The sequence below is a fragment of the Hymenobacter citatus genome (genome assembly GCF_014333615.1).
Taxonomy (GTDB): Bacteria; Bacteroidota; Bacteroidia; order Cytophagales; family Hymenobacteraceae; genus Hymenobacter; species Hymenobacter citatus.
In genome coordinates this window covers 284,226-303,633 of the sequence record NZ_JACSCY010000001.1, presented here as the reverse complement: position 1 = coordinate 303,633, position 19,408 = coordinate 284,226, and the positions used below count along the sequence as shown (strand labels likewise).

Here is a 19,408-nt window from a genome sequence, read left to right as displayed (position 1 = left end):
ATCTTGTGAGCGGCTACCCGGCACCAACTCGCCGGGAATGCTACCTTTGCCGCCTCCTACACCAACCGACTTTACTCTTATGCCCTACGACCTGAAGGAAATTGCCGCCATTAGCGGGATGCCCGGTCTGTACCGCCTCGTGAGCCCTACCCGCACCGGCGTGATTATCGAAGCCCTGGATGGCCGCGGCACGCGCTCCATCGCTTCGGCCCGCAACAAAGTGTCGCTGCTCCAGGAAATTTCCATCTACACCCAGGACTACGACCAGACCGTGCCTCTGACGGAGGTATTCGACCGGATTCATCAGCAGTTTGGTGCCGAATTGGAGTTGACCAGCAAATCGGATGACCGCGACCTGACAGCCTTCATGGGCCAGGTAATTCCAGACTATGACCGTGACCGGGTGTATATGTCCGACATCAAGAAGCTGGTGACCTGGTACGGCATCGTGAGCAAAAACCTGGAGTACCAAGCCCCGGCTACCGACGAGGACGACGCTACCCCCGCCACCGACGAGCCCCTGAGCACCGGTGGTGAGATTTCGGCTGATGCAACGGCTACGGACGACGCGGCGGCTGCCAACCCAGAGGCGGCTACGGAAGCACCCAAGAAGGGTAAAAAGAAAGCTGAGTAGTCAGCTTCGACTACAACTACACATATAAAAGCCCACTCAGGCATTTCCTGAGTGGGCTTTTACGTGAACAACATGCGTTTTAAGTAGGCACCTAATAATTAGGCAATTGCTAGGTGTCTACTTTTCTTCCGCAGCAGCCAGCAGTTCTTCTGCTTTGCCCACTAGTTCAGATGAGCCAACGAAGAACGGGCACCGCTCATGCAGGCTTTGCGGTTGAATTTCCAGTGTACGCTGGTGGCCGTTGCTAGCCTTACCACCTGCCTGTTCTACAATGAAAGCCAATGCGTTGCACTCATATAACAAACGCAGCTTGCCTGTGGGTGTCTTACTGGTGGCCGGATACATATAGATACCGCCCTTGAGAAGATTACGGTGAAAATCGGCGACTAGGGAACCGATGTAACGGGCTGAAAACTCCTGCTCTTTGAAATACGCCACTACCGCCGCCATTCCAGCACCGTAGTGCCGCGCAATGCCCTCATTTACGGAATAGATGGTGCCGGTGGCAGGCGTCATAATGGTAGGGTGCGAGAGCACAAATTCACCCAGCGAGTTTTCGTAGGTGAAGCCATTAACGCCATTGCCTGTGGTGTAGACCAGCATGGTGCTGGAACCGTAGATAACATAGCCTGCCGCTACCTGATGCGTGCCGCGTTGTAGGCAGTCTTGCTCGTTGCCGGCGCTGCCAGTGGGCGAAATGCGGCGGTAGATGCTGAACACGGTGCCAATGCTCACATTGACATCAATGTTGGAGGAACCGTCCAGCGGATCGATAGCTACAACGTATTTCCCTTTTACATTACCGGTTTGGATCATTCCCTCCTCCTCTTCCGAGACAATGGTGCACACCTCACCACCGTTGCGCAGGGCCCGGATAAAGCGCACGTTGGCAATAACGTCTAGTTTCTGCTGGTCTTCGCCCTGCACATTGCGGTTGCCGTAGGCCCCGGCAATATCAATCAGGCCAGAGCGGTTTATTTCTCGGTTCACGATTTTAGCGGCCAATGCAATATCCCGTAGCAGCTGCGACAGCTCGCCGGTGGCGTACGGAAAATCTTCCTGCTTGCGCATGATGAAGCGGTCGAGGGTAGTGCCGACCGGCAAAGCGAGCTTATCGTGATGATCCATAAGAGCGGATAAATCGAAAGAAAACAGGCAAAAAGAGAAAGAAAACGATAGGCTCAAAAGTACACGTTTTCGCCTAGCAATGCCTATTTGCAGCCTGTTATCTGCGAATTCAATTCTGGAGCCGCTACTTTTGAGCCATGCAGCCACTACCCACCCTGAAGGTTTTCAAGTTTGGGGGTGCTTCCGTGAAGGATGCCCCCGCTATTCGCAATCTGGCCGCCATTGTGCAGATGCACCAAAGCCAAGGGCCACTGCTGATTGTAGTATCGGCGATGGGCAAAACCACCAACGCGCTGGAAGACATTTTTCAGCGCGCTTATACCGGAAAGCCGTATGCGGAGGCCTTACAGGCGCTGGAAGACTACCATCTGCAAACGGCTCGGGAGTTGGCTGAGCCTACCCGCCAAGATGCGCAACCCATTCTGAATGAAGTCTTCGCCCAACTCCGGCAGCAACTGAATGCCCTCGCGCCTGCCCATTACGATCAGCAGTATGACCAGGTAGTCAGCTTTGGGGAACTGCTGGCTACGCGGCTGGTAGCCCACACGCTGGCGGCCCAGTGGCTCGACTGCCGCCCCCTGCTCCGCACCGACAGCACGTGGCGCGAGGCGCGTGTGGATTGGACCACCACCGAGCAGCAGTTACAAGCTTCCCTACCTTCGCTGCTGGCCCAGGGCTTAGTGGTAACCCAAGGTTTTTTGGGCGGTACTGCCGACGGGCACACCACCACGCTCGGGCGTGAGGGCTCCGACTATACGGCTGCTATTCTGGCGTATTGCCTGGAGGCCGAGTCCGTGACCATCTGGAAAGATGTGGCGGGCCTGTTGAATGCCGACCCCAAGTTCTTTGCCGACACGGTGCGCTACCCGGAAATCAGCTACCAGGAAACCATCGAAATGGCGTATTACGGCGCGTCGGTGATTCACCCCAAGACGATTAAGCCGCTGGCTGTGCGTGGGATTCCGTTGCTGGTGAAGTCGTTTTTAGACCCTACCGCTGAGGGTACGCGCGTGCACGACTGCCAGCACGGGCTACTGGCGCCGGCTTATATTCGCAAGGCCGGTCAGTGCTTGATTTCCTTTGAATCAAAGGACCTCGCGTTTATATCGGAGGAAAATCTGGAGGTGATTTTTGGGGCGCTGGCGCAGGTGCGGCTCAAGATTCATGTAATGCAGAATTCGGCCATTAGCTTCTCGGTGTGCACCGATTTTTCGACCTACCGCCTAGAGCAATTATTGAGTTTGCTGCGCGACCAGTTTACGGTGCATTACAACACGGAGTTAGTACTATACACCATCAAAAACTACACTCCTGACAGCCTGGAGCGCCTTATGGCAGGCCGCACCTTACTGCTGGAGCAGCGCACTCGACAAACCTTTCAGATGGTGTGCCGTGAGAAGGCGTAGCCAGGGTAGTGGGGCCGGGCTGACCGAAACAATGTACCGCTCCCTGCGCTTTTCACCTTATCTTTGCGGTTCCTATTTCCTGACCAGTGCCGGTTTCTGCGCCTTCTGCTACCTCTTCGCCTACCCCTGCGCATGTGCGCGACCTGCTGACGCGGGCCGGACTGCGCGCCACCCAACAGCGCATGCTGATTCTGGGCGGATTGCTGGCCTTGCGCGACCACCCCACGGCTGAGCAAGTGCACCGTCAGGTAGCCGCCAAGGCCCCTACCCTATCACTGGGCACGGTATATAAGGCGCTGGATAGTTTTGTGGTGGCCGGCCTGGTGAAGCGCGTAGCCGTGGCCGATGGCGCGGCCCGGCGCTACGATGCCGACTGCTCGCCTCACCACCACTTGTTCTGCACGGCCACTCAGGAAATTCTGGACTACCGCGACCCGCAGCTGGACCAGCTGATTCAGGAGTTTCTGGCGGCGCGGGGGTTCGAGAACTTCCAGCCGCACTCTTTCTCGCTGCACATCATCGGCGAGAAAATTATCCGCTCTGCCTGACCCATCCCGCCCAACGATTCCCTGACTTTTTCATTTCCTTTTACCCCCAATCTCCTAACAACATGGCAGTTCTCGTTGGCAAACGTGCTCCTTCTTTCAAGGCTACGGCCGTTATCGACGGCGAATTCGAGGAAGATTATTCCCTCGACCGTTACCTGGGCAAGAAGCACGTGCTGTTCTACTTCTACCCTTCCGATTTCACCTTTGTGTGCCCCACCGAAATCCTGGCGTTCCAGGAGCGCCTGGCCGATTTCGAGAAAAAAGGCGTGGCCGTGGTAGGCTGCTCCACCGACTCGCATTTCTCGCACTTTGCCTGGCTAAATACGCCCCACGACCGGGGCGGCATCGAAGGCGTGACCTACCCGCTGGTAGCCGACGCCACCAAAACCATTGCTGCCAACTACGACGTGCTGGGCGGCCACTACGACTATAACGAAGCTGGCGAAATGATTTTCGTAGGCTCGCCGGTAGCCTACCGCGGCCTGTTCCTGATTGACAAAGACGGCATTGTGCGTCACCAGCTCGTGAACGACGGCCCCCTGGGTCGTTCTATCGACGAGGCCATGCGTATGGTAGACGCCCTGCAACACTTCGAGAAGTTTGGCGAGGTATGCCCCGCCGACTGGGAAGAAGGCAAGCAAGGCATGCAAGCCACGCAGGAAGGCGTATCGAATTACCTGGGCCAGCAAGGCCGCTAATTCGCTTCTTGCAGATTGCATTCGGCAACGCCCCGGTCCGGCAGGACTGGGGCTTTTTCGTGGGGTAGCCGGAACCCGCTACTTTTGCAGGACGATTAGTGCCTTGCTGGTTGTTCTTCCCTGTACTTTCTGCTTCTACTGTTGAGTTTTCTATATTCTGTTGCCATTTATCTGTACGGCTTGCTGCTGCGGCTAGCCGCGCCCTTTGTGCCCAAGGCGGCCCAGTGGGTAGGCGGCCGCAAGGCTTGGCGTACTCGCCTGCGCGAGGCGCTCCAACACGAAACGGCGCCATTGGCATGGTTTCACTGCGCTTCGCTGGGTGAGTTTGAGCAAGGCCGGCCGCTGATGGAGGCCTACGCCCGCCAGTACCCCACCCACAAAATCGTGCTAACGTTTTTCTCGCCCTCAGGCTATGAAGTGCGCAAAAACTGGCCCGGCGCGGCCTACATCCTGTATTTGCCGCTGGACACGGCCGCCAACGCCTGCGCCTTTCTGGACCTGGTGCGGCCCCGGCTGGCGGTATTTGTGAAGTACGAATTCTGGCATCACTTCCTGCGGCAGCTACAACGTCGCCAAGTGCCTACCCTGTGCGTATCGGCTATTTTTCGGCCTGAGCAAATTTTCTTTAAGCCTTGGGGTGGCTTCTTTCGTGGTATTCTGAGCCGATTTACACACATTTTCACGCAGAACGACGCTTCAATTGAACTGCTCCACCAAGCTGGCATCCGGCAAGCCAGCGTAGCCGGCGACACTCGTTTTGATACGGTAGCCCACACGGCGGCGCAGCACCCCGCTTCCCTACCCCTGGTAGAGGCCTTTCGGGCCGATGGGGTACCGGTGATGATTGTGGGAAGTAGCTGGCCCGAAGACCTGCCTACCCTCACACCACTCTTTCAGGACTATCACCAGGAAATGCGCTTCATCGTGGCGCCGCACGAAATTGGCGAGGCCAACCTGCGGCAGGTGGAGGCGGCGCTGCCGGGCCAGGTGGTGCGCTACTCCACCGCCACGCCGGCCACTGTGGCGCAGGCCCGCGTGCTGCTCATCGACAACGTGGGGTTGCTCTCCCAGCTCTACCGTTTCGGGCAGTTTGCCTACGTGGGTGGGGCCTTTGGTAAAGGCCTGCACAATACACTGGAAGCAGCGGCGTTTGGCTTGCCGGTGTTTTTTGGGCCTACCTACCACAAGTTTCAGGAAGCGGTGGAGTTGGTGGCGCTAGGTGGCGCGTTTCCCGTGCACTCGGCGCAGGAGCTGGAAACAGCCCTGCTACCCCTACTGCGCAATGAAGCCGCCTGCCTGCTCGTGCAAGACCTCAACCTGGACTACGTATTTCAACACGCCGGCGCCACCCAGCGCATCATGGCGTGGCTTGGTGGTGAGATGGTGAAGTGATGAAATGGTGAGTTTGACGTTCCGGTGGCGCAGTTTGCGCAAGCGGCGCAGGGAGAACGTCAAACTCACCATCTCACCACTTCACCATCTCACCACTGAGACACTCACAATTTCACAACTTCACAATTTCACCGAATGGTAGGTATTGTTGTTAAATCGACGGGCTCTTGGTATGTGGTGCGCGACGCGGAGGCGGGGGCGTTGCACCGCTGCCGGCTGCGGGGCAAGTTCAAGCAGAAGGGCCTGAAGGTGAGCAACCCGCTGGCCGTGGGCGACCAGGTGGAGTTTATGGTGGAGGAGCAGACCGAGGGCGCAGGCGTGATTCACCACATCGAGCCGCGCCGCAACTACATTATCCGGCGCTCGGTGCACAAAACGGAGCACTCCCACATTGTGGCCGCCAACCTCGACCAAGCGCTGCTGGTGGTCACGCTGGTGTCGCCGGCCACGTCGTTCGGGTTTATCGACCGATTTTTGGTTACAGCGGAGGCGTACGGCATTCCGGTCACGCTCATCTTTAATAAAGCTGATTTGCATGATGAAGACCTGGCCGACTATCAGCAGCAGATTGCCAAGATGTATCAGCGCGTGGGCTACCCCAGCCTGCTCACCTCAGCCCAAAGTGGGGTAGGCGTGGCGGAGGTAGACGCCTTACTCGACAGCAAAACCACGCTGCTCTCGGGCCACTCCGGGGTAGGCAAAAGCACGCTCATCAACGCCTTGGTGCCCGATCTGGACCTGAAGACGGCCGAAATCAGCCAGTTTTCTGATAAAGGCGTGCACACCACCACCTACGCCGAAATGCTGGAAGTACGCCCTGGCACCTACCTCATCGACACGCCCGGCATCAAGGAGCTGGGGCTGGTAGATGTGCAGCCGGGCGAGCTGGCCCACTTTTTCCCGGAGATGCGCGCCCTGCTCAATCAGTGCCGCTACCACAATTGCCGCCACGTGCAGGAGCCCGGCTGCGCCGTTATCGAAGCCGTAGAGAAAGGCCGCATTGCCCTACCCCGTTATGATAGTTACCTGAGTATGCTGCACGACGAAGACAATAGACATTGAGCCGTAGAGACGCATAGTTGCGTCTGGTCGTTGAAAGATTCAGGCGAGGTCGTCCAACGACGAGACGCAACTATGCGTCTCTACGCCTGCTCGTACTCTAATGGAAAAACTGAACAGCTAATAGCTCTAATAACATGGCTCACTGCTTCTTATTTGCACCTTTTGCGAATGCCGCCCGGCAGCGGCAATACGAGGCAGTATGTGAGGTATTGGAAGCTGAAGTAGCCGCTCCTACCACGTTGCTACTGGGCAATTTAGATGCCGCGGGCATTGCGCTGGATGCCGTGGTGGTGCGGCCACGCAGCATCACAGCGCTAGTACTGGAGCCCGGGAGCGGCCACCTGAGCGTGCCTACCCTGGAGTACGGCGCCTGGAAGCTAAACGGCCAGCCCTTACCCGGCCGGCCGGCAGCCGATAATCCGTTTGACCAGTACCAGCAGCACCAAGCAGCGCTGGCGGCTTGGTTGAGCCAAGAGCTGCATCGACCAGTGGCCGAACTGCCGCCTCTCACGGGCCTAGTGCTGTTTGAGGCGCCATTGTCGTTTGGGCCGGAGGTGGAACGACAGTTGCGCCACTACCCCGGCGCTGGGGACTTTCAGCTCCTGAGCAACCCGCAGCTGCTCCCGCGTCGCCTGTGGCAACTGGCCCAGCCAGAACTGCTCCTGGCCGAACATGAGTTGCTGGCCTGGGCCGACCGCCTTGCAACGCTTTATCAAGCCGAAAGCCCCGACGACGAGGCTACCTCAACAGCGGTTGAAGAAACCGATGGTTACTGGACACGCAAGCTGCGGCAGCTTTGGGGCTGGTTGGGCGCCGAAGACGTACCCGCCGATCCGCCCTACGGAGTGCCTTCGGCTACCTCACCAGCCGAGCAACAGCAGGAACAAGTACGGCTGGAGCAGCTGCGGCGAGAGTTGCAGCAGCAGCTTGCGCAGCAGCAGCAAACCGCTGCCGCCCGCGAATTGGTGCAGGCGCAGGAGTTGGAGCGGCTACGGCAGCAGGTAGCGCAAGCCGGGCAATCGGATGCAGTGCGGCGGGCCGAGCAGCAGGAGCAGGCCCTGGAAGAAGCCTTGCGTACGGTGCGCGCCGAAGCCGCTGCGCGCAACCAAGAATTGGATGCCCGTATTCAGCAGCTCGGGCAACTCCTTGAACAGCTGCGACATTCGGCCTCAGCTCCTACCCCAGCCATCCAAGCACCGCCAACGGTTCTGGCTCAGCCCCAACGCCCTGCTGCCGCACGCACATCGCTGCCACCGGGGCGTGTGGCTAAATCACAGAACCTGGTTCGTCTTGAACGGGGTGCACTACTGGTGCTCGTTCTGCTGCTAGGGCTGGTAGCGGGCATCTGGGGAGTGAAATACTTTACCCGCCCTACCACCCGGCCGCATGCTCCTACCAGGTCGGTTCAGCATGCTATACCTCCTGCGGAGGACGATATGCTGATGGAGCTTGATTCCGTCGAAACAGCTGATTCCGTTGAAACAGCACCGGCTTTGCCCGAAACGGATATACTGGAAGAGGAGGAGTTGGAACCGCAAGACCCCGCCCAGATCATGCACACGCCTTCCGACAGTGCTGCCCGCGCCATCGAAAACCAGTAGCTGCCGGCCGCTTCTTTGGGTTCCTGCGTATACCCAGCCATTTGCACGTTCAATTTCACAAACCAAATGGCTGAAAAGATTGCCTTTTTGGGCCTGGGCAGCATGGGCGCCGCCATGGCCGCTAACCTGCTGAAAGCCGGTTTTCCGCTCACTGTATACAACCGCACGGCCAGCAAAGCCGAGCCGCTCCGGCAACAGGGCGCTACCGTCGCCGCTACTCCTGCCGAAGCCGTCCGTGAAGCCACAGTGGTGTTTACGATGGTAACGGATGATAAGGCGCTGGAAGAACTCACCATCGGTTCCGAGGGCTTTCTGCCGGCCCTACCCCAGGGCGCCATCCACGCCTCGTGCAGTACGGTGGCCCCCGATACCAACCGCCGCCTGGCCGAGGCACACCAGCAACACGGCTCTACCCTGGTGGCCTCGCCCGTATTTGGCAAGCCCGATGTGGCCCAGGCCGGCAAGCTATGGGTAGGCAGCTCCGGCCCCACCGAAGCACGGCAACGACTGGAGCCCCTACAAGCGGCTTTCGGCCAAGGCACCTACGCATTTGGCGACGATGCCGGCGCGGCCAGCGTGGCCAAGCTATGCGGCAACTTCCTGCTCGGCACCGTGATTGAAGGCATGGCTGAAGCGCTGACGCTGGCCGAAAAAGCCGGCCTCGATCGGGTAGCCTTCTACGAGATGCTCACCAGCACGCTGTTTAATAACCCTATTTACAAAAGCTACGGCAAGCTGATAGCCGAACGCCACTACCAGCCCGTGGGCGCCCCGCCTGCCATCATCCGCAAGGATATGAACCTGGTGGTGCAGGAAGCCTACAAGCAAGGAGTACCCATGCCCTTTGCCAACATCATCCGCGACCAGCTCACAGCTACCGTGGCCCTCAACAAACAGGATGTCGATTGGGCCAGCTTTGCGGAGCGCGTGGCCCAAGGAGCTGGGCTGTAGGGGCGCGTTGCACGCGCCCGTTGTTGGCCGCGCCCATTTCTGGCTCTATGTGTCATGTCATCCTGAGCTTGCGAAGGACCTTCTCACGCAAGAACGAGTCGTTGTTATGACAATCGTTCTTGCGTGAGAAGGTCCTTCGCAAGCTCAGGATGACAGGCGTGGGGTAGGCGACCCGTAACAACAAAAAAAAGCCCAGCTGAAACAGCTGGGCCTTTTCAACCAATCAGGAAATCGTTGATATTATTGAGCGGTGGGCAGCAGCACACCGTCGATGACGTGGGTTACACCGTTGTTGGAAACCACATCGGCAATCTGCACTGTGGCAGGAGCATCTTTGCCGTTGCTGATCATCACTTTACCACCTTGCACCGAAATTTTTACCTTCTCGCCGTTCATAGTGGTTAGTTCCTGACCATCTTTCAGGTCGGCGGCCAGCAGGCGACCCTGGATAACGTGGTAGGTGAGCACACCCTTCAGCTTCTCTTTGCTTTCGGGCTTCATCAGGCCAGCCAGCGCGCCTTTGGGCAGCTTATCGAAGGCGGCGTTGGTGGGCGCAAATACGGTGAAGGGGCCGGTGCCGCTCAGGGTACCATCGAGGCCGGCGGCTTGCACGGCCTTCACCAGTGTGCTCACGCTGGGCGCCAGCACAGCATTCTGCACAATGGATTTATCGGGCGTCATGGGCACGCCATCTACCAGCACACCCTCGGGCTTGCCCATGCGCGATGAGTCGTTGGGCATGGTGGCTACTGTGTCGGTCATGGCCGATTCGGTGCCGGGGGCTTCGGTGGTGGTGTCGGCGCCCTTGTTGTTGTCGCAGCTGGTCAGGCCAAACCCTACCGAGGCAACCGCGCAAAGCGCCAGGAAAGAAGTACGGAACGTCTTTTTCATAAAGACAGCAAATAAAAAATGAGGGTTGAAGAAGGAAGCTGTTTGGCCCGAAAGCCACCGCAAGCTCGGCTACGGCGGCCGTTCTACCAAATACCTACGACGCGGAAGTTGTCACCGGATTTCCTACCCCCGCAATTTGGTTACTTTTGCAGGGCTGCTACTCGCGTGGCAGGCATTATTTCCACCCATCTCACCTTCCAAGTTTCTTATGAAAACCGCTGAAATTCACACCAATAAAGGCGTTATGAAAGTAGAATTCTACGAGCAGGACGCCCCCAAAACCGTGAAAAACTTCACCGACCTGGCCCAAAAGGGTTTCTACGACGGCCTGAAGTTTCACCGCGTTATTCCCAACTTCGTGATTCAGGGCGGCTGCCCCAACTCGCGCGATGGCGCCAAGGGCACGCCCGGCACCGGCGGCCCCGGCTACAAAATCGACTGCGAGCTGACCGGCGACCATCAGTACCATGAGCGCGGCGCCCTGAGCATGGCCCACGCCGGCCGCAACACGGGGGGTAGCCAGTTCTTCATCGTGCACGACCGCCAGAACACCGCCCACCTCGACCGCAACCACACCGTGTTCGGTAAAGTGGTAGAAGGCGTGGACGTAATCGACCAGATTCGCGCCAACGATACCATCGAGAAAATTGTGGTGAACGAGGCCTAAACGCTGAGTACCAGCCTACCCCAAAAAGACCTACCAGCCTGCTGCTGGCAGGTCTTTTTTATTTCATTCAGCGCTCAACTAGCTCGTTAGTTTCGCGTATATATCAGTATAACAATGCTTTTCACTTATGAAATTTCTTTCTAAAACGATTCTTTTTGCTTTCCTGTCGGTTGCCTCACTAAGCAGCTGTTCTGTTTTTCGGTCCGACGTTAATTCCAATAACCCCGTTGTAGCGGAGCAGGCAGTACGGGTGCAAAGCCTGGAACGGGACATCGATAGCCAAGAGCGTATTGTGGATGCCGAAAAAGCAAAGCTGAAATCAATGGAGTACCAATTGAAAGCAGCTAAACAGGAGTTAAAGGCTCGTAAACTGTAATTCTTCTCTTTTTTCTATACGATACCAAATGCAAAAGCCCCCCGCTTCTTATTGGAACGGGGGGCTTTCTGTGTCTATACCAAATGGTATTTACTTACCGGCGCTTGCGCTTGCGGGAAGACTGGTAGTCCTCGTCGTCATCGTCGTCGTCGCCGAAGTTGGGCATGGTAAACATGCTGCTGAGCAGGTCCTTGAACTGCGCGCCGGCCGTAAGGCGGTTGCGCGAAATCAGGCTATGCTCGGCCATGCCGTGCAGGGCGAACTCCATCCAGAAGTGGCGGTTTTCCTTGCTTAGCTCGCTGGGTACGCTCTGCTGCACCAGGTCTTGCAGGCCGGGCACCACGTCGAGCACCTTGCGATAGTCCTCATCGGAGGCGTCGTGCAGCAGGTCGATGGTGCGCGAGCCGAACCAGTCCTGGATGGCCTTGTACGGGTTGGGCTTGTCCTTCTGCTTCTTGGTTTTCTCGGGGTCGGGGAAGTAGTTGAGGAACTGCGTGCGCAGGGCCTTGCCCATCAGCTTCTCGGCCACAATGCCGGCGCCTTCCTGCTCGCCTTCATACACCAGCTCTACCTTGCCCGTTACGGCCGGCACAGCGCCGATGAAGTCGGCAATGCGGACGTAGGTGTTTTTCTCGCCGTTGATGAGCGCCCGGCGCTCGGCGGCGGCAATCACCTGCTCGTAGGCCGAGATGGTGAGGCGAGCCGACACGCCCGACTTGGCATCCACGTACTCCGAGCCGCGGGCCTCAATGGCCACTTGCTCTACCAGGTCGTGCACGATTTCGTTGGTAGTCACCAGGCCGCGCTGCTCTTCTTTGATGCGAGCTTCTTGCTTGGTGATGCGCTTGCCAATTTCGATGCTCTTGGGGTAGTGCGTGATAATCTGCGCGTCGATGCGGTCCTTCAGCGGCGTCACAATGCTGCCGCGGTTGGTGTAGTCCTCGGGGTTGGCCGTGAACACAAACTGAATATCCAAGGGTAGGCGCACCTTGAAGCCGCGGATTTGAATGTCGCCTTCCTGCAAAATGTTAAACAGCGACACCTGAATGCGGGCCTGTAAGTCTGGCAGCTCGTTGATAACGAAGATGCCGCGGTGCGCCCTTGGAATCAGGCCGAAGTGGATTACCCGCTCGTCGGAGTAGGGCAGTTTCAGGGTAGCGGCTTTGATGGGGTCGGCGTCGCCGATAAGGTCGGCTACCGAAACGTCGGGGGTAGCCAGCTTCTCGGTGTAACGCTCGTCGCGGTGCAGCCAGGAGATGGGCGTGTCGTCGCCTTTTTCCTCAATGAGGTTGCGGGCGAATACCGACAGCGGCTGCAAGGGGTCGTCATTCAGCTCCGAGCCTTCCACCACAGGAATGTACTCGTCGAGCAAGCCTACCAACAGGCGGGCAATACGGGTTTTGGCCTGCCCGCGCAGGCCCAGCATGTTGATGTGGTGCCCGGCCAGAATAGCGCGTTGCAGATCAGGAATAACGGTTTCCTCGTAGCCGTAGATACCGGGAAACACTTCTTCTTTGGAGCGGAGCTTGGCAATCAGGTTGTCACGCAGCTCTTGCTTCACGGAGCGGGGCTGGTAACCCGATTTCTTCAGTTCGCCGAGGGTCTTAAGGGTAGGTTGAGTCATATAGTAGGATGCATTGCGGGCACCCGGCTTTAGTGGAGGTAGGGGTGCGTAGCACGCGCCCCTCGTGACAGATAAATACTGATTTTCAATGCGTGCGTCGTTCGGCGTCAAGACGCAATTCAACGACGAGACGCAGGAATGCGTCTTTACAGCGTTTTGCGGCGGTTTTTTTTGTAATCCTCAAACACCAAGTGTCCCAAGCCTTTCAGACCGCTGTAGTAAGCTTTGCCCTGGTTCACCTCCGTAAACTCTTCCACAAACTGCCGCAGGTAGGGATCCTGGGCAATCATGAAGGTAGTAATAGGAATTTTGAGGCGGCGGGCCGCGGCGGCCAAGTTTAAGGTCTTGTTGACCACTTTGCGGTCCAGACCAAAGCTGTTCTTGTAGTAGCCAGTGGGCTCCTTCAGGCAGGTAGGCTTGCCGTCCGTAATCATGAAAATCTGCTTGTTAGCGGTTTTACGCTTGCGCAGCAGATCCATGGCCAGCTCCAGCCCGGCCACGGTGTTGGTGTGGTAGGGGCCTACTTGCAGGTAGGGCAAGTCCTTCACCTTGATTTCCCAGGCGTCGTTGCCGAACACAATCACGTCGAGGAAATCTTTTGGGTATTTCTGCTTCACCAGCTCGGCCAGGGCCATGGCTACCTTCTTGGCGGGCGTGATACGGTCCTCGCCATACAGGATCATGGAGTGCGAGATGTCAATCATCAATACCGTGCTGGTCTGGGTTTTGTGCTCGGTGTCGCGCACTTCCAGGTCGCCTTCGGTAAGCATGAAGTCGCCACTGAGGCCGTGATTGAGCTGGGCATTGCGCAGGGATTCGGTCATCTGAATCTGCTCCAGCGTGTCGCCGAACTGGTAGTCACGCATGTCGGTGCCCATTTCGTCGCCCTGGCCCGAGTGCGGCGTGCGGTGGTTGCCGCTGTTACCCTTCTTAAGCTTGCCGAATATTTCTTCCAGCGCCGATTTACGGATGTTCTGCTCGCTCTTGGCCGTGATGTTGAATGCTCCCGGCTCTTGCGGGTTCTCGTCGATATACCCTTTTTTCTTTAGGTCTTCGATGAAATCGCCCATGCCGTAGTCGTCGTCGGTGAGGCCGTATTGCTTGTCCAGCTCATTCAGCCATTGCAGGGCCTCGCCCACATCGCCGGACGTGATGGTGACCAGCTGCATAAATAGTTTGAAAAGCGTGTCGAAGCCTTTCTCGCCCGATTCCTCGGGCACAAAATCTTGGAAACGAAAACCAACAGCCATATAATCAGATCAGAGGGAAGTAGTACTCTTAGAACAACAGACGAATGAACTTGGTTTAGTATGATTAATTTATGTACGAAAGTCTACGCTACCTGCCACCCTGGTTTCGACTCAACCAACGGTATAAGTGCATCCGAGTGGACTTTATCAGTTGTACTGGCCAGGGCAACTGGTCATAGGAAACACTGAAATAGGGTACTGCTGTTGAGCCGAAACTGCTGTAAAACTGTACTAAACTAGGGACCTCAGGAGCTTCAAAATCAAAAACCAGATCGGTACCCGCGTACGCAATAAAAAAGGCATCGATGAGCAGAGAAATGGCACGAGTTGCTTTTCCTTTCTCTGACGAAGAGTTGAATAAGTAGATTACCTTATTCTTGTACTCCAATAGCAGCATGCTTGCTACTACGCTTCCATCAGTGGTTTTGGCCTGCCATATAGATGCCAGGCCACGCTGCTTTGCCTCGTAGTACAGCCTACGCAACATAGGGTAAGTGTGTCCTTCACCTATGAGGCCATAGATTCTGGGAGCAGTATTTTGGTCGAACAAATGAATTAATTGCTCGATATCAGTTGTGGGCTCAATTACCAAGTTATGCTTACGCGCCTGCTGAAGTTGGCGCTTGCGACTAGATGTATACCCATTTACTATCTGTGCATACGGCACTTGCAACGCTATATGATAAGTAGTACGAATTGTACCAGGTAGCGCCACGCCATCGGCAGGTACAGGCAATAAGTTATCTGTATTGAAAGCGTAGTGAGTGATGAGTCGAAAATGCTGCCTGAGTAAGCTACATATTTCCTCCCAGTCCCTTGCAGAAACAGGTGCTACGGAAAACACACCCAGTTGCTGCACAAACAGCGGCTGTTGGAGGTAGCGAAAGCCAAATTTCCGGCGTACCGGTAGTGGCATCACAACTACATAGCGTCCCTGCTCCTCTTTCACCAACGCCTCCCAACCCGGTGATACAATATCGAGGTACCAGGTAAGAGCATAGATGAGCCCGTTGGGCGCTTGCTCAATCAGCGCATCCCACTGCACTCGGTTTACTTTATCATGCCTAATGTAACGCATCATATGCCTTGTTCTACTCGATGAGAATAGCGGAGATGCTAAAAGTAGCAACGAAAGTTAGATGCACTTCTTCGGCGGCCACACAGTGCTGCTGACAGTCCCAAAACTTCACCTACCCTCAGGTAGTTGTGCTAGTTGAAACTCATCCGCAACACTCCTAAAAAACATCTTCCATGAAAGCTATCTGGAACAACGCCGTACTGGCTGAAAGCGACGACACCGTGGTAGTGGAAAACAACCACTACTTCCCGGCCGACTCTCTCAACCGCGAGTATTTTGAGGACAGCATTGCGGGTACTACCTGCCCCTGGAAAGGGCGCGCCAGCTACTACTCTGTGCGGGTAGATGGTGAGCTGAACAAGGACGCGGCCTGGTATTATCCCGAGCCCAAAGAAGCTGCACAGCAGATCAAAGGGCGTGTGGCTTTCTGGAAAGGCGTGCAAGTGACTTCCTAACGGGCGTAACCCTCTGGGCGGGCCGGCGTTTGTAGAAAGATGCAGCCGTGGCTGATACCCTTTTTCTACCTACTCTCCTGCTCCGACGAAGCCTATGCCTGCTTTTTCCTTACCCCGTTTTTTGCTACCCTTGCTGGGCGCCACATTGGTGCTCAATGCCTGTGACTCGCAACGCTCTACTACCGAAACGGCCGACCCGGCTACCATGCGCTCGGTGCCTACCGAGGCCGTGAGCTTCCGCAAGGAAGTAACCGACGGCGACCATCGCTTTGTGGTGCAGACCACCGGCGAGGGCAGCCAACGTCAGCTTATGCTTCGGGCCGAGAAAAACGGCCGCGAACTGACGACCACCCGGCAACCACTTAACGGGCAGGTGTCCGATGTGATGGTAACCAACCTCAACGAAGATGGCTTTCCCGAGCTGCTGATCTTTGTGGCCGACGCGGGCAGCGGCTCTTACGGGCAGCTGTTAGGATACGAATTTATGAACCAGGGCCGCCGCCCAGTAGACCTACCCGACCTGAGCGGCCCTGCTGCCCAAGGCTACCAAGGGCACGACGAGTTCAAAGTAGTGGGCCACGAAGTGCAGCGCATGTTTCCCATCTACCAGCCTGCCGATGCCAATTGCTGCCCCTCCGGCGGCACCCGCACCGTGCGCTACACCCTACCCCCCGAAGGCCTCACGCTACAGCAGGTAGCATTTGCCGATCAGAAGTAAGCCTTGTAAGATTTACGTCACAAAAAGGCCGTCCTGCTGAGCGGAGCCGAAGCATTTCTACTGCTAGTAATTTGATTACTCACGGTAGAGATGCTTCGGCTCCGCTCAGCAGGACGGCCTTTTACTATTTGTCTAAGCCTATGATGGGCTTAGTCAATCCACTTGAATTTATACTCCAGCTTAGGGACGGGCATACGGTCGGCCACGCGGCGCAGGCGGGCGGGTAGGGCCATCACATAGTCGCGGGCTTTCTCGGCGGCGGCGTTCAGGTCGGTGCGGTCGGCAATTTTCCAATCAACCAGCAGCGTGTCCAGAATGTCGGTGTAGTCGGCGCTGGTGTACACACCGATGCGCTGGGCAGCGTCGGTGAAGTGGCCGAAGGTTTTGCCCATTTCGATGCCCAACTCGCGCATGTAGTGCGCCGGCATCACGATTTTCTTGCGCATCATGTCCTCAAAAGCCAGCATCATTTCTGAGGGGTCTACCTCAAAAATCTTGTCGACGAAGGTTTTGTAGACGCGGGCGTGGCGGGTTTCGTCGCCGGCAATCATGCCGCAGATTTTGGACAGTTGGTCGTCGCCGGCTTTGCGGGCAAACTGGCCCACGCGGCGGTGCGAGATGTTGGTGGCCATTTCCTGGTAGCTGGTATACACAAACGCCCGGTAGGGGTCGTGCGCCGTGCCTAGGTCGAAGCCATCGGCAATCAGGTGCTGGGTAGAAGCCTCAAACTCGCGCATGTTCACGCGGCCCGAGAGGTAGAGGTAGCGGTTGAGCAGGTCGCCGTGGCGGTTTTCCTCGGCCGTCCAGCCCCGAATCCACTGCGCCCACCCGTTGTCCCGGTCGCGGTTCAGGTCGTCCAGCTCGTGAAACCAGGCCTCATAGTTGGGTAGGGCTTCTTCGGTGATGGTGTCGCCTACCAACACGGCCAGCAGATCATAGCTAAGGCCGGCAGCCCGCTCACGGAGCAGCTTCACCTCATCAAAAAACGTATCGAGGCGCGAATCAGGAATATAGTCAGATGGCTGCCAGCTGTCTTCTACGGTACGGAGAAAGGTGCCAATATTTTCCTTGACGAACGATTCGAGGTGCATCAGCACTTCGGCGCGGGAGATGGCAGTAGAAAGCATAGCAGGAGAAGCAAAAAAAGAGAAAAAAGCAATTACGCGTCAAATGTATGTATTCACTACCCCGTATTGGGCAGAATAAGTCCATTTGTCTCCTAAAAAATTTTGGCTTTACTAGGTTACTTCACGGGATGTACATCCGGTGCGTACGGCTGCGGTTGGCTAGCAAGGCGGGTAGAATCGGGCGCCAACACGCGTAGCTCCACCGCTGGTTGGGTGGCTGACCTGGTGCGTTTCAGCTGATTGTTAATTACTTCTGCCCCGGCTGGGGTTAGCACCCATTGCACGCCCTGCTGCGTAGCCAGATGCCGCAGCGCATCGGGAACAGCCCGCGTGCCGGTGTGGGCTGCCCGTAGGGTTGCCTGCTCGGGGCTAAGGGACTGCCAACCCGAAAGCGACACAATACGCCCTGGCAGCGGCCATGTTGCGTCGAATGGGCTGCGGGATTTGTAATATGTTTCCAGGCCATCGGCTACGAGCAAGGTGGTGGCTGGCTGTGCCAGGCTGCGCAGCATGTGGCTATTGGCGCGCTGCTCGGCATGAAGCACCTGCCGCCGGTGCACGGTTTTGTAGCCATACAGGCCCATCACTACCACCAACCCTACCACCACCGGCCACGGGCGGCGCGGTAGCCGCTCGGCGCGCTTCAGCATAAAGACGCCATTGGCCAGAACCCAGGCATCGAGATAGGGCAACGCCAGGCGAGGGGGCAGCTTGAGGATGCCCGCCAGTAGCAGCAGCCCTACCCCAAAGGCCAGCTGCACCAGCACAAACTCGCGCCGCCCAATGTGCCTGGCGCGGCGCGCCACCCACACCCAGGACAGCAGCAGCAGCACAAGCAGCGGAAAATAGTTCTGCACCAGCAACTGCGCGGTTTCCCGGAGTTTGGCCGGTAGCGTCTGCTGCACAAAGTATGTCGCATCCAACGGCAGTGCCCGCTCGAACAGTGCCTCGTTAACCAGGGTAGAATCGGCCAGCAGCCAGTGCTGCACGGCGCGCACGCCCAGGCTATCGGGGGCGGTGCGGGGGGTAGGGCGCAGCAGCTGGTAGTCGTTGAGGCTGGACTTAAGCACGTCGAGGCGGCGGTAGGTGGCGGCCGCGGGCGAGCGGGTGAGACTAATGGCCAGCGCGCCTACCAGTGCCAGCGTAGCCGCACTGGCTACTACCCGCCAGCTACGCCGCCCACCTAGCCACCAGGCGCCCGGCACGGCCAGCAGCAGCCCCAGCACCGCCGCGCTCGGCCGAATCAGCCACGCTAGGCCAAAGGCCAGTATCCCTACCGTTAGCGCGGTATTTCGCGCTGGCCGCGCTGCCGCGTACCACACGCCCGCCGCGGCCAGTAGCAACGGTACCCGCATGTAGTTGAACCACATAGCATGTTCCAGCCATCCTATCAGGAAAAACAGCGCCAGGGCCAACACCGTTTCGCCCGGCCGCAGCCAGGCACGCAGTAGCCTGTATAGCACTCTAAAAAGCAAGGCAGTAGCCAGGTAGAGCAGGCCGTACAGCAGCAAGCCGTACCAGGGCACGGCGGGCCATTGCTGATAGAGATACGCCAGCGGCGCGGCTACCCCGTGGAAATAGAGGTGCAGGCTGGTGATAGGTGCGGCGCTCATACGGCCCTGTAGAAACAGGGTCAGCACGGTGTCGTCGTTGGTTTCGTAGTAGCTACCGAGCCCCACTACGGTAGCCAGCAGCAGCAACGCGGGCAACAGCCAGACAAAAAGCCAGCGCCGGGATTTGCGGTATACCATAGCCCGCAAAGAACGGGGATTTAGGGTAGTGTTAGCGCCGGACTGATTTTT

At 57.4% G+C, this 19,408-nt stretch carries 19 protein-coding genes; 12 read left to right on the top strand and 7 right to left on the bottom strand.

Annotated features, from left to right (window positions below; translation table 11 throughout):
- Window positions 1-79 precede the first annotated feature (79 nt).
- Entirely contained in the window at window positions 80-634 is a 555-nt protein-coding gene (locus H8B15_RS01210) for a DUF5606 family protein (RefSeq protein ID WP_187317827.1), read from the top strand.
- Between the two features lie 117 nt (window positions 635-751).
- On the opposite strand, the gene fbp is transcribed toward H8B15_RS01210, so the two are convergent.
- Complete coding sequence (gene fbp / locus H8B15_RS01205; protein ID WP_187317826.1) at window positions 752-1,762, bottom strand: class 1 fructose-bisphosphatase; 1,011 nt, start codon at window positions 1,760-1,762, stop codon at window positions 752-754.
- Between the two features lie 137 nt (window positions 1,763-1,899).
- Here fbp and H8B15_RS01200 point away from each other — a divergent pair, with 137 nt between their 5' ends.
- The 7 genes from H8B15_RS01200 to H8B15_RS01170 all read left to right on the top strand — a co-directional run bounded on the left by H8B15_RS01200 (window position 1,900) and on the right by H8B15_RS01170 (window position 9,420).
- A complete protein-coding gene (locus tag H8B15_RS01200) occupies window positions 1,900-3,168 on the top strand; it encodes an aspartate kinase (protein WP_187317825.1) in 1,269 nt (422 codons plus the stop codon).
- 86 nt (window positions 3,169-3,254) lie between these two features.
- Entirely contained in the window at window positions 3,255-3,716 is a 462-nt protein-coding gene (locus tag H8B15_RS01195) for a transcriptional repressor (RefSeq protein WP_187317824.1), read from the top strand.
- Window positions 3,717-3,778: 62 nt separating this feature from the next.
- The gene (locus tag H8B15_RS01190; RefSeq protein WP_187317823.1) at window positions 3,779-4,414 is read left to right on the top strand and encodes a peroxiredoxin; all 636 of its coding nucleotides are present in this window, start codon (window positions 3,779-3,781) and stop codon (window positions 4,412-4,414) included.
- 141 nt (window positions 4,415-4,555) lie between these two features.
- Complete coding sequence (locus H8B15_RS01185) at window positions 4,556-5,806, top strand: 3-deoxy-D-manno-octulosonic acid transferase (RefSeq protein ID WP_187317822.1); 1,251 nt, start codon at window positions 4,556-4,558, stop codon at window positions 5,804-5,806.
- Between the two features lie 135 nt (window positions 5,807-5,941).
- Entirely contained in the window at window positions 5,942-6,868 is a 927-nt protein-coding gene (rsgA, locus tag H8B15_RS01180; protein WP_187317821.1) for a ribosome small subunit-dependent GTPase A, read from the top strand.
- Window positions 6,869-7,002: 134 nt separating this feature from the next.
- Entirely contained in the window at window positions 7,003-8,469 is a 1,467-nt protein-coding gene (locus tag H8B15_RS01175) for a hypothetical protein (protein ID WP_187317820.1), read from the top strand.
- 66 nt (window positions 8,470-8,535) lie between these two features.
- A complete protein-coding gene (locus H8B15_RS01170; protein ID WP_187317819.1) occupies window positions 8,536-9,420 on the top strand; it encodes an NAD(P)-dependent oxidoreductase in 885 nt (294 codons plus the stop codon).
- Between the two features lie 240 nt (window positions 9,421-9,660).
- On the opposite strand, the gene H8B15_RS01165 is transcribed toward H8B15_RS01170, so the two are convergent.
- Window positions 9,661-10,311, bottom strand: a complete 651-nt coding sequence (locus H8B15_RS01165) for a fasciclin domain-containing protein (RefSeq protein ID WP_187317818.1) — start codon at window positions 10,309-10,311, stop codon at window positions 9,661-9,663.
- Window positions 10,312-10,519: 208 nt separating this feature from the next.
- Here H8B15_RS01165 and H8B15_RS01160 point away from each other — a divergent pair, with 208 nt between their 5' ends.
- The gene (locus H8B15_RS01160) at window positions 10,520-10,978 is read left to right on the top strand and encodes a peptidylprolyl isomerase (RefSeq protein ID WP_187317817.1); all 459 of its coding nucleotides are present in this window, start codon (window positions 10,520-10,522) and stop codon (window positions 10,976-10,978) included.
- A 127-nt stretch (window positions 10,979-11,105) separates the two neighbouring features.
- The gene (locus H8B15_RS01155; protein WP_187317816.1) at window positions 11,106-11,354 is read left to right on the top strand and encodes a hypothetical protein; all 249 of its coding nucleotides are present in this window, start codon (window positions 11,106-11,108) and stop codon (window positions 11,352-11,354) included.
- Window positions 11,355-11,448: 94 nt separating this feature from the next.
- Here H8B15_RS01155 and H8B15_RS01150 read toward each other — a convergent pair whose 3' ends face one another.
- From H8B15_RS01150 to H8B15_RS01140, 3 genes are all read right to left on the bottom strand, one after another.
- Window positions 11,449-12,978 (bottom strand): sigma 54-interacting transcriptional regulator, encoded by a 1,530-nt coding sequence (locus tag H8B15_RS01150; protein WP_187317815.1) that lies wholly within the window; start codon window positions 12,976-12,978, stop codon window positions 11,449-11,451.
- A gap of 146 nt (window positions 12,979-13,124) precedes the next feature.
- Entirely contained in the window at window positions 13,125-14,228 is a 1,104-nt protein-coding gene (locus H8B15_RS01145) for a vWA domain-containing protein (protein ID WP_187317814.1), read from the bottom strand.
- 88 nt (window positions 14,229-14,316) lie between these two features.
- Entirely contained in the window at window positions 14,317-15,309 is a 993-nt protein-coding gene (locus H8B15_RS01140; protein WP_187317813.1) for a GNAT family N-acetyltransferase, read from the bottom strand.
- Between the two features lie 170 nt (window positions 15,310-15,479).
- Between H8B15_RS01140 and H8B15_RS01135 the strand changes: the two genes are divergently transcribed.
- Together H8B15_RS01135 and H8B15_RS01130 are read left to right on the top strand one after the other, a co-directional pair.
- Window positions 15,480-15,761 (top strand): DUF427 domain-containing protein, encoded by a 282-nt coding sequence (locus H8B15_RS01135; protein ID WP_185283399.1) that lies wholly within the window; start codon window positions 15,480-15,482, stop codon window positions 15,759-15,761.
- A gap of 94 nt (window positions 15,762-15,855) precedes the next feature.
- Window positions 15,856-16,479: a hypothetical protein gene (locus H8B15_RS01130; protein WP_187317812.1), complete on the top strand. Its 624-nt coding sequence runs from the start codon at window positions 15,856-15,858 to the stop codon at window positions 16,477-16,479.
- 149 nt (window positions 16,480-16,628) lie between these two features.
- On the opposite strand, the gene H8B15_RS01125 is transcribed toward H8B15_RS01130, so the two are convergent.
- Both H8B15_RS01125 and H8B15_RS01120 read right to left on the bottom strand, forming a co-directional pair.
- Window positions 16,629-17,606, bottom strand: coding sequence for an acyl-ACP desaturase (locus H8B15_RS01125; protein WP_187317811.1), 978 nt, complete (start codon window positions 17,604-17,606; stop codon window positions 16,629-16,631).
- Between the two features lie 116 nt (window positions 17,607-17,722).
- Window positions 17,723-19,357 (bottom strand): hypothetical protein, encoded by a 1,635-nt coding sequence (locus H8B15_RS01120; protein ID WP_187317810.1) that lies wholly within the window; start codon window positions 19,355-19,357, stop codon window positions 17,723-17,725.
- Window positions 19,358-19,408 lie beyond the last annotated feature (51 nt).

What these genes read in the sequence shown, in the direction of transcription:
- H8B15_RS01200 (WP_187317825.1), top strand. Translation starts at nt 1,900, where the DNA reads ATGCAGCCACTACCCACCCTGAAGGTTTTCAAGTTTGGGGGTGCTTCC.
- H8B15_RS01135 (WP_185283399.1), top strand. Translation starts at nt 15,480, where the DNA reads ATGAAAGCTATCTGGAACAACGCCGTACTGGCTGAAAGCGACGACACC.
- H8B15_RS01160 (WP_187317817.1), top strand. Translation starts at nt 10,520, where the DNA reads ATGAAAACCGCTGAAATTCACACCAATAAAGGCGTTATGAAAGTAGAA.
- H8B15_RS01145 (WP_187317814.1), bottom strand. Translation starts at nt 14,228, where the DNA reads ATGGCTGTTGGTTTTCGTTTCCAAGATTTTGTGCCCGAGGAATCGGGC.
- H8B15_RS01190 (WP_187317823.1), top strand. Translation starts at nt 3,779, where the DNA reads ATGGCAGTTCTCGTTGGCAAACGTGCTCCTTCTTTCAAGGCTACGGCC.
- H8B15_RS01125 (WP_187317811.1), bottom strand. Translation starts at nt 17,606, where the DNA reads ATGCTTTCTACTGCCATCTCCCGCGCCGAAGTGCTGATGCACCTCGAA.
- H8B15_RS01170 (WP_187317819.1), top strand. Translation starts at nt 8,536, where the DNA reads ATGGCTGAAAAGATTGCCTTTTTGGGCCTGGGCAGCATGGGCGCCGCC.
- H8B15_RS01165 (WP_187317818.1), bottom strand. Translation starts at nt 10,311, where the DNA reads ATGAAAAAGACGTTCCGTACTTCTTTCCTGGCGCTTTGCGCGGTTGCC.
- H8B15_RS01120 (WP_187317810.1), bottom strand. Translation starts at nt 19,357, where the DNA reads ATGGTATACCGCAAATCCCGGCGCTGGCTTTTTGTCTGGCTGTTGCCC.
- H8B15_RS01210 (WP_187317827.1), top strand. Translation starts at nt 80, where the DNA reads ATGCCCTACGACCTGAAGGAAATTGCCGCCATTAGCGGGATGCCCGGT.
- H8B15_RS01140 (WP_187317813.1), bottom strand. Translation starts at nt 15,309, where the DNA reads ATGATGCGTTACATTAGGCATGATAAAGTAAACCGAGTGCAGTGGGAT.
- fbp (WP_187317826.1), bottom strand. Translation starts at nt 1,762, where the DNA reads ATGGATCATCACGATAAGCTCGCTTTGCCGGTCGGCACTACCCTCGAC.
- H8B15_RS01130 (WP_187317812.1), top strand. Translation starts at nt 15,856, where the DNA reads ATGCCTGCTTTTTCCTTACCCCGTTTTTTGCTACCCTTGCTGGGCGCC.
- rsgA (WP_187317821.1), top strand. Translation starts at nt 5,942, where the DNA reads ATGGTAGGTATTGTTGTTAAATCGACGGGCTCTTGGTATGTGGTGCGC.
- H8B15_RS01150 (WP_187317815.1), bottom strand. Translation starts at nt 12,978, where the DNA reads ATGACTCAACCTACCCTTAAGACCCTCGGCGAACTGAAGAAATCGGGT.
- H8B15_RS01155 (WP_187317816.1), top strand. Translation starts at nt 11,106, where the DNA reads ATGAAATTTCTTTCTAAAACGATTCTTTTTGCTTTCCTGTCGGTTGCC.
- H8B15_RS01175 (WP_187317820.1), top strand. Translation starts at nt 7,003, where the DNA reads ATGGCTCACTGCTTCTTATTTGCACCTTTTGCGAATGCCGCCCGGCAG.